Source organism: Shinella sedimenti (genome assembly GCF_022601905.1).
GTDB lineage: Bacteria > Pseudomonadota > Alphaproteobacteria > Rhizobiales > Rhizobiaceae > Shinella > Shinella sedimenti.
On the sequence record NZ_JAKVIN010000009.1, the window covers coordinates 97,659 to 109,700 of the forward strand.

General features: G+C 65.4%; 11 protein-coding genes. 6 read left to right on the top strand and 5 right to left on the bottom strand.

Translation table 11 applies throughout. The features are described from left to right. The first annotated feature begins 222 nt into the window (after positions 1–222). From dxs to MKI86_RS20325, 4 genes are all read left to right on the top strand, one after another. Positions 223–2,142, top strand: a complete 1,920-nt coding sequence (gene dxs, locus MKI86_RS20310) for a 1-deoxy-D-xylulose-5-phosphate synthase (RefSeq protein WP_241604733.1) — start codon at positions 223–225, stop codon at positions 2,140–2,142. Between the two features lie 168 nt (positions 2,143–2,310). After that, positions 2,311–2,583 carry a hypothetical protein gene (locus tag MKI86_RS20315; protein WP_241604735.1) on the top strand — a complete coding sequence of 91 codons (273 nt, stop codon included), beginning with the start codon at positions 2,311–2,313 and terminating at the stop codon, positions 2,581–2,583. Between the two features lie 43 nt (positions 2,584–2,626). Next, the gene (locus tag MKI86_RS20320; RefSeq protein WP_241604737.1) at positions 2,627–3,379 is read left to right on the top strand and encodes a TlyA family RNA methyltransferase; all 753 of its coding nucleotides are present in this window, start codon (positions 2,627–2,629) and stop codon (positions 3,377–3,379) included. Further along, positions 3,376–4,626, top strand: coding sequence for a class I SAM-dependent RNA methyltransferase (locus MKI86_RS20325; protein WP_241604739.1), 1,251 nt, complete (start codon positions 3,376–3,378; stop codon positions 4,624–4,626). The genes MKI86_RS20320 and MKI86_RS20325 overlap by 4 nt, the downstream gene beginning before the upstream one ends. Before the next feature lie 7 nt (positions 4,627–4,633). Here MKI86_RS20325 and MKI86_RS20330 read toward each other — a convergent pair whose 3' ends face one another. The 3 genes from MKI86_RS20330 to MKI86_RS20340 form a co-directional block, all read right to left on the bottom strand. Then, positions 4,634–5,389 carry a crotonase/enoyl-CoA hydratase family protein gene (locus MKI86_RS20330; protein ID WP_241604741.1) on the bottom strand — a complete coding sequence of 252 codons (756 nt, stop codon included), beginning with the start codon at positions 5,387–5,389 and terminating at the stop codon, positions 4,634–4,636. Between the two features lie 11 nt (positions 5,390–5,400). Then, positions 5,401–7,173, bottom strand: a complete 1,773-nt coding sequence (locus MKI86_RS20335) for an acyl-CoA dehydrogenase family protein (RefSeq protein WP_241604743.1) — start codon at positions 7,171–7,173, stop codon at positions 5,401–5,403. 177 nt (positions 7,174–7,350) lie between these two features. Then, on the bottom strand, positions 7,351–7,848 hold the full coding sequence (locus MKI86_RS20340; RefSeq protein WP_306424483.1) for a BA14K family protein: 498 nt from the start codon (positions 7,846–7,848) through the stop codon (positions 7,351–7,353). 162 nt (positions 7,849–8,010) lie between these two features. On the opposite strand from MKI86_RS20340, the gene MKI86_RS20345 reads away from it, so the two are divergent. Next, a complete protein-coding gene (locus tag MKI86_RS20345; RefSeq protein WP_241604745.1) occupies positions 8,011–9,105 on the top strand; it encodes a glycoside hydrolase family 25 protein in 1,095 nt (364 codons plus the stop codon). Between the two features lies 1 nt (position 9,106). Here the strand turns inward: MKI86_RS20345 and MKI86_RS20350 are convergent, their stop codons facing one another. Beyond that, positions 9,107–11,044 (bottom strand): DUF2207 domain-containing protein, encoded by a 1,938-nt coding sequence (locus MKI86_RS20350; RefSeq protein WP_241604746.1) that lies wholly within the window; start codon positions 11,042–11,044, stop codon positions 9,107–9,109. Positions 11,045–11,058: 14 nt separating this feature from the next. After that, a complete protein-coding gene (locus MKI86_RS20355; protein ID WP_241604748.1) occupies positions 11,059–11,607 on the bottom strand; it encodes a LemA family protein in 549 nt (182 codons plus the stop codon). Between the two features lie 166 nt (positions 11,608–11,773). On the opposite strand from MKI86_RS20355, the gene MKI86_RS20360 reads away from it, so the two are divergent. Beyond that, positions 11,774–11,971 carry a hypothetical protein gene (locus MKI86_RS20360; protein WP_241604750.1) on the top strand — a complete coding sequence of 66 codons (198 nt, stop codon included), beginning with the start codon at positions 11,774–11,776 and terminating at the stop codon, positions 11,969–11,971. The last annotated feature ends 71 nt before the right edge of the window (positions 11,972–12,042 follow it).

Here is a 12,042-nt window from a genome sequence, read left to right on the forward strand (position 1 = left end):
CAGGGCAGTGTCTGCAAAATGCCCCAATGGGTGCAGAGAGTCCGCGCCTGTGACGGATTGAGCGGTATCAATCCGCCGAAAACCAATCTAGACTTGCCGAAAAGGTTGAAATCGCGCTCGGCATTCTGCATGTGACAAGCAAGCGCGGTTGCAAAGCCGCACGCCCGGGCCGTGCCTCCGTGAGGGAGGTCTGGCCGGCGGGCGCGACAACGAGGCACGAGAGTGACACAGACGCCAGCCACCCCCCTGCTCGACCAGGTAAGCATCCCCGCAGACCTGAAGGCCGTGGACGATCGCGACCTGCCGCAGCTCGCCAGCGAACTGCGTTCGGACATGATCGACGCCGTCTCGCGCACCGGCGGGCATCTGGGCGCTGGCCTCGGCGTGGTGGAACTCACCATCGCCATCCACAAGGTTTTCGATACGCCCAAGGACCGGCTGATCTTCGATGTCGGCCACCAGTGTTACCCGCACAAGATCCTGACCGGCCGGCGCGACCGCATCCGCACGCTGCGTCAGGAAGACGGCCTGTCGGGCTTCACGCGCCGCGCGGAAAGCGAATACGACCCCTTCGGCGCCGCCCACTCCTCGACATCGATTTCCGCCGGCCTCGGCATGGCGGTCGCGGCTGATCTTGCGGGTGAGCATCGCAATGTCATTGCCGTCATCGGCGACGGCGCGATGTCGGCCGGCATGGCCTATGAGGCGCTGAACAATGCCGGCGCACTCGACGCGCGCCTCATCGTGATCCTCAACGACAACGATATGTCGATAGCCCCGCCGACGGGCGCGATGAGCGCCTATCTCGCGCGCCTCGCCTCGGGCCGCACCTATATGGGCTTCCGCGAACTCGGCAAGAAGCTGACGGCCTATCTCGGCAAGACGGTCGACCGTGCGATCACCCGCGCCGTCGAGCATGCGCGCGGCTATGTCACCGGCGGCACGCTCTTCGAGGAGATGGGCTTCTACCATATCGGCCCGATCGACGGTCATTCCTTCGATCACCTGCTGCCGGTGCTGCGCAATGTGCGCGACAATGCCAAGGGTCCCGTGCTGATCCATGTCGTGACGCAGAAGGGCAAGGGCTATCCGCCGGCGGAGGCCGCAGCCGATAAGTACCACGGCGTCAACACCTTCGACGTGATCACCGGCGCGCAGGCCAAGGCGAAACCGAATGCGCCGGCCTATACCTCGGTATTCGCGGAAGCGCTCGTGCAGGAAGCAGGCTTCGATGAGAAGATCGTCGGTGTCACCGCGGCCATGCCTGCCGGCACCGGCCTCGACAAGCTGGCCGCCGCCTATCCGATGCGCACATTCGACGTGGGCATCGCCGAACAACACGCGGTGACCTTCGCCGCCGGCCTTGCCGCCGAGGGCTACAAGCCGTTCTGCGCGCTTTATTCCACCTTCCTCCAGCGCGGTTATGACCAGGTGGTGCACGACGTGGCCATCCAGGGCCTGCCGGTGCGCTTTCCCATCGACCGCGCCGGTTTCGTCGGCGCCGACGGGCCGACCCATGCCGGCTCGTTCGACACGACCTATCTCGCGACGCTTCCGGGCTTCGTGGTAATGGCGGCCGCCGACGAGGCGGAGCTGAAGCACATGGTGCGCACCGCCGCCGCCTATGACGCCGGCCCGATCTCCTTCCGCTATCCGCGTGGCGAGGGCGTGGGCGTCGAGATGCCGGCGCGGGGCGAGATCCTCGAAATCGGCAAGGGGCGCCTCGTCAAGCAGGGCTCCAAGGTAGCGCTTCTTTCCTTCGGCACCCGCCTGGCCGACTGTTTGCTGGCCGCCGAGGACCTCGACGCCGCCGGGCTTTCCACGACGGTTGCCGATGCGCGCTTCGCCAAGCCGCTCGATCATGACCTGATCCGCCAGCTTGCCCGCCACCACGAGGTGCTGATCACCATCGAGGAAGGTGCCGTGGGCGGTTTCGGCAGCCATGTGCTGCAGTTCCTCGCCATGGAAGGGCTCCTCGACCACGGGCTGAAGGTGCGCCCGCTGGTGCTGCCCGATATCTGGATGGAGCAGGCCAAACCTGACGCGATGTATGCCAAGGCCGGCCTCGACCGTGCGGGGATCGTTTCGACGGTCTTCAAGGCGCTCGGCCAGAAGGCCATCGGGGTCGGTGCGGCCGGCTGACCGGCCCCTGCCTGCCCTTGGCGAGACCGTGACGCACGCTTTCCCGTGCGTCACCTTTTCTCAACCATGCGGTTTTGCAACCGCGTAACCACATCCCTTGGCCGTTCCGAAACCTCCGGCTGCTAGCGTCCCGTCAAAGACAAAAAAGACCGGACAGGGATTTTCTCCATGCGCTACGCGCTTCTTGCGGCTCTCGCCGCCACCCTTTGCCATGAGCCGCTGGCCGCGGCCGACGAGCGGCCTGCACATGACCCGGCAATCGAGGCCGCGGCGATCGCCATCCTCCAGAAGAAGCTGCCGGATATCCGCAAGTCGCACGATATCGGTGAGGAACCTGTAATCGTTCGCCGCGAGCCACCGCAGGCAGCGGTGCAGGGTATTTCGGCATTGATCGATCTCGATTCGGCGCGCGCCTTTCCCGGCCGTATCATCTGGCTGTAATTCCGGGGCTTGCCTCTTGCCGCGCAAGGCGTCATGAGAGGCGATGTCCGAACCCACCGAAACCATCCGCCTCGACCAGCTCCTGCTGAATGCCGGCCTCGTGCCCAGCCGCTCGCGGGCGCGCGATTCCATCGCGCGCGGCACCGTGACCGTCAACGGCCGCGTCGTCACCAAGCCGAGTTCCTGCTTTCCCGCCTCCGCCGTCATCGCTATCGATGATCCCGCGCAGGACTACGTTTCGCGCGCCGCGCTCAAGCTGACGGCAGCGCTCGACCATTTCCGCCTCGACCCAGCCGGCCTCGACTGTCTCGATATCGGCGCTTCGACCGGCGGGTTCACGCAGGTGCTGCTGGAGCGGGGTGCCGCCCATGTCGTCGCCATCGATGTCGGCCACGACCAGATGCACCCGAAGCTGCGCGCCGATCGCCGTGTCACCAACCTCGAAGGCCTCAATGCGCGTGCGCTGACCCGCGACGATATCGAAGACAGGCCGTTCGGCTGCATCGTCTCGGACGTGTCCTTCATCTCGCTGAAGCTCGCATTGCCGCCGGCACTCTCCTTCGCGGAAGCCGGCGCTTTCTGCGTGCTTCTCGTCAAGCCGCAATTCGAAGCGGGCCGCGACGCGATCAGCAAGGCGGGGCTTCTGAAAGACCCCGACAGCGCGCCCGCAGTCGCTTCCGAGCTGGAACGCTGGCTGGTGGAGGATATGGGCTGGAAGAGCCTTGGTCTCATCCCCTCGCCGATTGCCGGCGGCGACGGCAATGTCGAGTTCCTGCTGGGAGGCGTGAAGCCATGACGACCGAGACGCTCACCATTGCGCGGCTCGGCAGCGGCGGCGACGGCATTACCGACACGTCCGCCGGCCCGGTCTATGTGCCCTTCACCCTGCCCGGCGAGACCGTCGCGGTCGCGCGCGTCAAGAACCACGGGACCGTCATGTCGATGTCGGTCGCATCTCCGGAGCGGATCGCGCCCGCCTGCGTGCATTTCGGCCCTGATGGCAAGAACGGCACCTGCGGGGGCTGCACGCTGCAGCATGCAGGCGACGCGCTCTATCATGGTTTCAAGCGCTCGCTCGTTGTCAACGCCCTGAAATCCAAGGGACTGACGCCCGATGTGGCGCCGCTCGTCACGGCCGCGCCCGGCGAACGCCGCCGCGTCACCTTTACCGCGCGCAAGACGGAAAAGGGCATGCTGCTCGGCTTCAACCAGGCTGGCAGCCACCACATCGTTTCCGTCGAGCACTGTCCCATCGCCAGCGACGGCATCGTCTCTCGGCTGGATGCGATCCGCCAGGTCGCGGCAGCCATCGCCACCTCGGCCGAGCCTTTCCGCGTGACCGTGCTGGAGACCCTGACCGGCCTCGACCTCGCCTTCGAAGGGGTAAAGAAGGTCGGCACCCGGGAACGCCATGCCGTGACCGAAAGTGTGCTGGCGCTGCGAGGCATCGCGCGCGTGACCAGCGACGGCGAAATCCTGATCGAGCCGATGAAGCCGGAAATCGAGTTCGGCGGCGTGCGTGTCTCCCCGCCATCCGGCGGCTTCACGCAGGCGACGAAACCCGCCGAGGAGGCCATGGCCGAACTCGTGCTGACCGCGCTCGGCAAGGCCAAGCGTGTCGCCGACCTCTTTGCCGGCTCTGGCACCTTTGCGCTGCGCATCGCGCGCCAGGCCAAGGTGCATGCGGTGGAAGGCGAGGAAAAGGCGATCAAGGCGCTGGACCATGCCGCGCGCAACACGCAGGGCCTCAAGCCCGTGACGGTGGAACGACGCGACCTCTTCCGCCGCCCGCTTATGGCTTCCGAACTGAAGGTCTACGATGCCGTGGTCTTCGATCCGCCGCGCGCGGGTGCCGAAGACCAGTGCAAGGAACTTGCCCGTTCCGGTGTGAAGACCATTATCGCCGTGTCGTGCAATCCCGTCAGCCTTGCCCGCGATCTTTCAATCCTCACCGCCGCCGGCTACCGGATCCGCCTCGTGACACCCATCGACCAGTTCCTCTGGTCGGCCCATGTGGAAGCGATTGCGGTCTTGGAGAAATAGACTCCGCTCAACGCCGCGTCATGAACGCCTCGAAGGCGGCGCGCGCCTCCGGGCTTTTCAGCTGTGCGGAGAAATGGCCGAGTTCCTCGTCGATGCGCGCGAGCACATCCGACCGGTCGCCGCGAACGAGGTTGCGGGCAATGGCCAGCGCCTTTGGCGGCTTGGCGGCAAGGCGGCTCGCCGCGGCGAGCGTTTCGCGTTCGACGGCACCGGGTTCGACGACCGCATAGATGAGGCCTGCCTCCTTAGCCGAGCTTGCGGAGAAAACATCGCCGGCCGCGAGCAGCGCGAAGGCGCGCTGATGGCCCATCACGCGCGGCGCAAGCAGGCTGGAGGCTGCTTCCGGCACCAGCGCCAGGTCCACGAAAGGCGTGCGGAACTGCGTGCGGTCCGAAGCATAGGTCAGGTCGCAATGAAGTTGGATGGTCGTGCCGATGCCGATGGCAAGGCCGTCCACACCAGACACGAGCGGCTTGCTGTGGGTGGCGAGCGCATAGAGAAAATCGACGGCCTCGCGCGCCATGACGCCGCCCATCGCGACGGCCATGAAATCGGTGAGGTCGTTGCCGGCGGAAAAGCAGCCCTCGGAACCGAGGAAGACGGTGGCGCGCACGCCCTCGTCCGCATCGCCCGCCTTCAGCGCCGCTGTCATGGCCTCATACATGGCGCGGGTAATGGCGTTCTTCTTGTCCGCGCGATTGAAGCGGATCACCTGCACCCCCGGTGCGGCCTCAGGACGCTCGATCAGGATATGGTCGGTCATGCTCTTCCCCCTCAGCCCAGAACGGCGCGCGCGGCCGCAAGGCTCGGCGCCCCGCCGATCACCCGCTCGCGCAGCGCGGCAGTCTCGCCGATGACATTCTCCGCCGCAAAGCGGCAGAGCGCCGCGCGCTCCTCGTTGCGGCCATCGCCGCCATCGGCAAGCGCGCCCTTGGCGAGGAAGGCGCCAGTCAGCACCAGGCCGAAGAGGCGCTGATAGGGCGTGGCGCCGGCGAGCGCCTCGACCTGCCGGCCCTCGGAGACCGCGGCGAGCAGCCATTCGGTGGCGATTTCCAGGTCGGCAATGCTGGCGGTAAGCCGTTCGCCGGTCTCGCCCAGCGCCGGCATGTTGCTGGCAGCCGCCTTCGCGGCGATATCCCGCAATTCGGCGATGAAGCCGCGGATGTGGTTTCCCTCCGACAGCGGCAGCTTGCGCGTCACGAGATCGATGGCCTGGATGCCGTTGGTTCCCTCGTAGATCGGCGCGATGCGCGCATCGCGGTAAAGGCGGGCGGCACCCGTTTCCTCGATGAAGCCCATGCCGCCATGCACCTGAATGCCGAGCGAGGCCACGTCCACGCCGGCATCGGTGGCGAAGCTCTTGGCGACGGGTGTCAGGAGGCTCGCGCGTTCCGCCCAATGCCTGGCATCCTCGCCATGGGCCATGTCGACGGCGTGGGCGCAGGCATAGGTGATGGCCCGCGCGCCCTGTGTGAGCACCTTCATGGTCAGCAGCATGCGAGCGACATCGGGGTGCTCGATGATCGGGCTCATGCCCGAGCCTTGCCAGCCAGGCGCTTTTCCCTGTGTGCGCTCCTTCGCATAGGCGATGGCCTTCTGGGTGGCGGCTTCGGCGATGGCCACGCCCTGCATGCCGACGGCCAGGCGCGCATTGTTCATCATGGTGAACATGCAGGCGAGGCCGCGATTCTCCTCGCCGACTAGCCAGCCGATCGCGCCCGGCTCTTCGCCGAAGCGGCCGTCGCCATAGATCATGGTGCAGGTGGGAGAGCCGTGGATGCCGAGCTTGTGTTCGATGGAATGGCAATAGGCGTCGTTGCGCGGGCCCAGCGAACCATCCTCATTGACCAGAAACTTTGGCACTAGGAACAGCGAGATGCCGCGTGTGCCGGCCGGCGCATCCGGCAGGCGCGCCAGGACGAGATGCACGATATTGTCGGTGAAATCGTGCTCGCCATAGGTGATGAAAATCTTCTGGCCGAACAGGCGATAGGTGCCGTCGTCGCGGCGCTCGGCACGGGTCTTCATGACGCCGAGGTCGGAACCGGCATGCGGCTCGGTGAGGTTCATCGACCCCATCCATTCTCCCGAGACCATTTTCGGCAGATAGGTGTTCTTCAGGTGGTCGGAACCATGCGCCGTCAGGGCCTCGATGGCGCCGATGGTCAACGTAGGGCCGATGGCGAACGCCATGGAGCCGCTGTTCCACATTTCCAGCGCCGCGACATGCAGCATGTGCGGCAGCCCCTGCCCGCCAAAGTCCGGCGAGGCCGTGAGCGAGTTCCAGCCGCCTTCCGCCCACGCCTTGTAGAGTGCCGGCCAGCCATCGGGCATCTTCACCGCGCCATCGGCGAAGCGGGCGCCCTCGATGTCGCCGATGGCGCCGAGCGGGGCGATCTCCTCGCTCGCGAAGCGGCCGGCTTCGGCAAGGATGGCATCGACGAGATCGTCAGTGAGGTCGCCGAGATAGCCGCCGTCGAGCGCAGGCGCGAGGCCCGCCACATGCTTGAGGGTGAACGCAATCTCCTCGACCGGCGCCTTGTACATCTCTATCCTCCTCTGCGCGCGCTCAGCCGAAGCGCGGCTTTTCTGGCGCGAAGATTATTGATTTTTACGTAAACGTCAATCTTTGACGCAAGCGACAAGGGAACACATCGGCAAAAGAAAAGGCTGACCGATGGATGCCGGTCAGCCTTTGTCTGCATGCCTTCAAGCTGAACTGTCTCAGCGATAGGGCGAATAGCACTGGCGGCGCGGGCCGTTGTAGGGCTGGAACGTGTTGTCGTAGGCGCGATACGAACGGTAGCGGTTGGCGCACCAGCTCACATGGCTGCGGCCGCCGGAATAGACGCGCCGGTCGCGCGCGACGGAATTGCCGATGACGGCTCCCATTCCGAGGATCGCAAGGGGAACCCAGGCATTGTCACGGTGGCGATAGTAGCCGCCGTAACGACGGCGATCATGCCAGCGGTCACGATAGTGACGACCGTGATGGCGACCCCAGCCGCGATTGCCGCGCCATTGACGGTCGCCGCGCCAGTGGCGATTGCCTCGCCAGTGGCGGCGCGGATAGGCGCGGTGATCGACCAACTGGGCGCCGGTGCTGGTTTCTGCCGGCTGGACCTTCACGACCGGCAAGGGCATCGCACTCGCCGGCACGACGGGCGTCGCGGCAAAGAGTGCCGAAAGCGCAACGACAAGGCACTTGCTGATCAATCTCATGGCATTTCTCCCTGATATCGCCAGGCATACCATGCCGGCGCGATTGCCAGCGAAACGGGAAAGGCCGGCGATTGTTCCCGCCCCGCGGTTTCAACGTTCCTTAACCATGTCTGCCGCAGCATCGGGCTTCGCGAAAAATCAGCGATTCGCGAAGGAGCGTCCATGCATTCCGTGCAGTTTTCAGGCCTTGCCGCCCTTCTCCTTTCGACGGCTCTCCCGCTTGCCGCGGTGGCCGCCGACGTCGAGCCGTGGAAGAAGCCGGAGAATGCCATCGTCATCGACGCCTATGAATTGAACGAGATCGACTGGTCCGACATGCTCACGGACAAGCGTATCGCCGGATTCATCTCGAAGGCCTCTGATGGTCTGCCGGAAAGCTACAGCTGCAAGGGCGACCACAGCGGCGACACCTTCGCGCACTGCAAGACCATGTGGCGCAAATATGCCGTGAGCCGCGAACTCTACGAGACGCGGCGGTTGCTGGCCCGCTCCAAGGGCCTGCTCTGGGGCGCCTATCACCTTGCCCGCCCGGGCAACCCGATCGAGCAAGCAAACCATTTTCTCGACTATGCCAATCCGCAGGACGACGAGATGATGGTGCTCGATATTGAGGGGCTCGATCCGGACCGCTACATGTCGCTCGATGACGCCCAGGTCTTCGCCGGCCATGTCCGCACGCGCACGGGCCGTTACCCCGTGCTCTACACCAATCACATCACGGCGCTCCATATCGCCGCCAACCGCGACCGCTACCGCATCCTTTCACGCCTGCCGCTCTGGTATGCCCGCTACAAGCCCGGCATTACCGGCAGCTTCCCGATGGGCAACTGGGACAACTATGCGCTCTGGCAGTTCTCGGCCGCCGCCAACTGCACGAAACGGCGCTGCCCCTACCGGGTGAAGGGCGCGCTGAACGACATCGACGTCAATGTCGCGCCGAGGACGAAGGCGGAGCTGAAAGCCGTCTGGGCCTTCGGCAGCCTGCTGCCGGAAAAGCCTTTCGAACCCGTCGACGACATCCTGACCGCTTCGATCCCCGCCGCAAGCATGCTCAAGGCCACGGCCGAGGTCGCCGTGTCGGCGGGCACGCTAGCGCAGACCAGCGGTGTCATGACACTTGCCAGCGGCACGGCGGCCACCTTCTCCATTACGGTGGCGGGCGAGGCGAAAGCAGGTCTTGCCGCCGCAGCCGCCGTCACGGCCAAGCCCGGGCATCGTCTGGTCGAAGTCACGCCGCTGAACTATCAGGACCTCTGAGCTACCAGCCGCCGCCACCACCGCCGCCGCCACCGCCGCCGGAAAAACCACCGCCCGACGAGAAACCGGAGGACGAGCTTTTCGGCGGATCCGGCAGCGAGGACTGCATGGTGCCGGCCATCGAACCGGCGAAATCACCCATCCGGTCGGAGAAGCTGCCGGATGAGAAACCATCGCCATGATACCAGCCGGGCTGGTAGGCGGCAGCCGCCGCGCCCGCTGCCGCGGCCGAAAGCAGCCAGCGGTCGAAGGTCTGCGACCAGGGTTTTTCCACGCCGAGCGCCACCGCATAGGGCAGCAGCGTCTCGAAATGACGGGGCGACATTTCCGGCGCGCCGGCCATGTTCATGCGGTCCTTCTCGGCCAGCGTGAGATACTGGCGCAGCCCATCGATGCCATCCATCATCCTGCGTCCAAGCGGTGTGGGCGCGCCCATCAGGAAGAAGAAAACGATATTGGCGACGACGATGCCGCCGACGGCGACGAAGAGCGGCATCTCGCCGGCCGCCTCCGCCTCGGCGAAGACGGCAAGCGCTATGCCGCCGAACACGGTCAGGAAGACGAAGCTGACAAAGGCGATCATGGCCACGGCGAAGATGCGCGCGCCGAGCGTTCTCGCCCGCCGAAGGCTGCGCCCGAGCGCCATGGCGAAGATCGACACGAAGACGGCGGCGAAGACCGGCAGGATGATGAGGGCGCCGCCCTCCTCAGGCAGGGAACCGAAGATCAGCAGCGCGGCAAGGCAGGCGAGCGAGAGAAGGATGCCGCCGATGACCTGCGGCCAGTTCGCCAGATAATATTTGTGGCGGTGCTCCTTTTCCATCGCATCGCGGAAACTGCCGCCGAGCGTCTGCACCCGCTTGCCATTCGCCTTCTCGATGACGAAATCGCCGCCATCCGCCGGCAGCGCGGCAAACAGTACGGCCTCGCCGGTGGGCAGCGCGCCGGAAGGCGATTTGCCCGTGCGGCTGACGACGATGGATTTCTTGAGATCCTTCAGCTCGACGAGACCCTTGACGGCAAGGCTGAGGAAGGCGGCGGCGACGGCCGTCCAGCCCTGCCCGCCGAACCCCTTGCCATCGATATAGTTGACGAGTGCGGGCGAAATGCCCTCCGGCGCATCCCAGCGTGGCACCATGACGCCTTCCGGCGGGTCGCGGCCTACGGACAGCCACGCCCAGAGATAATAACCGATGACAAGCACGAACCCGCCGAAGGAGAGGAACAGATCGCGGTTGTCACGGAAGAACAGCGCGCGTTCCTCCTCTGGCGTCGGCTTGTCGATACTGCCGACCGGCATCTTCACCGCAATCGTCAGCCCCGCGTGGGGCGCGAGCGCACGCGTCGTTTCGAACAACGCGCGGTTGCCGCGGTTTTCCGCGCGCGCATTCTTCTCGCCAGAGCCGAACTCGCCGGTAAAGACGGTCAACTCCTCGGCGCTCACCCCGGTCGGCAGCGTGACGATGGCGCTTGCCGCGCGGATCGGGAAGGCCCATTCCGTGCCGGTCACGTTCCAGTAGAGCTCGTCGTGGGTATCGAAGAAGCGGATCTGCCGCGTCGTCTCGTAGGTCAGCCGGTATTCGTGAAAGCCCGGCGACAGAAGCCTGTCGCTCGAGCCGAAATAGATGCGTACGCCCCGGCGGATGTTTTCCGTGCGATAGGGCTCGGGCTGGCCGTCACGCTCGACGCTCAGCACCTTGAAGCCGACCTCGCGCTCGCGGCCAGCCTCATCGGTGAAGGTGAGCGGGAAATCGCGATAGATTCCCCGGCGAATTTTATCGCCCTCGGCATGGACCCGCATCGTCTCCGTCACGGTCAGGACGCCATTCTTCGCCACAGTGATGTCGGAATGGTAGCGGTCGAAATACTCTTCCGCCTGCGCGGCGCTCCCGACCAGGAGGCACAGCCACAACGTCAGGAAAGCCGCGATCCGCGTCATGGGGGTCTCCGGTATCAGAACTTCACGCTGGGCACGGCCCTGTCGGCAGGATTGTCGATCTCGAAATAGGGCGCCTTGGCGAATTTGAAGACGCTGGCCACGAGATTGGAGGGGAAGCTCTCGACCTTGACGTTGAGATCGCGCGCCGCGCCATTGTAGTAGCGCCGCGACATCTGGATCTCGCCTTCGATGGTCTCCAGCGTCTGCTGCAATTCGGCGAAGTTCTGGTTGGCCTTGAGGTCGGGATAGGCTTCGGCCAGCGCGAAGACGCGGCCAAGCGCCTGGCTCAGCATCCCCTCGGCCTGGGCGCGGCCGGCGACATCACCGGCGGGCACGGCCTGCGCGCGGTTGCGCAGTTCCACAACCTTCTCCAGCGTTTCCTTCTCGTGCGCGGCATAGCCTTTCACGGTTTCAAGAAGGTTGGGGATGAGATCGGCGCGGCGCTTCAGCTGCACGTCGATGCCCGACCAGGCCTCTTCCTTCACCTGCCGCGCGCGCACGAGGCCGTTGTAGATGACGATGGCGTAGATGACGACCACCGCCGCAATTGCCAGACCGATCATGGGCTTCTCCGCTCCTTCTTGGCGTTTGCGGCGACCTTAGCATTGAAAGCGCGGCTGGAAAGCCCCTTGCGGGCAATGCCGGCGGCCTTGTCACCGGGGGAACCGCGCGCGGCCGCGCTTTGACCGATAGTCGCTTCATCGCCAACCGAGCCTTGAAGCCGCCGCCATGAAAGCCCTCGCCCTCACGCTCAACGTCCTCGGCTTCACCGCTCTCTTCCTCGCCTACACGATGGGTGCCGCGATCGACCGGCCGACGGGTGTGCGCCGCGCGCTCCAGACCTATGCCGGCCAGCTGCCGACCGGCGCCTTCCCGACGCTCAAGCCGGTCTGGGAACTGGGCGTGAAGGTCACGACCGTCGCCTGAGCCCAAAGAAAAAAGCCATCCGGCCTGGCGGATGGCTTTTTGCTAGGTAGTGCATTTTGGGTGTCGCCCGG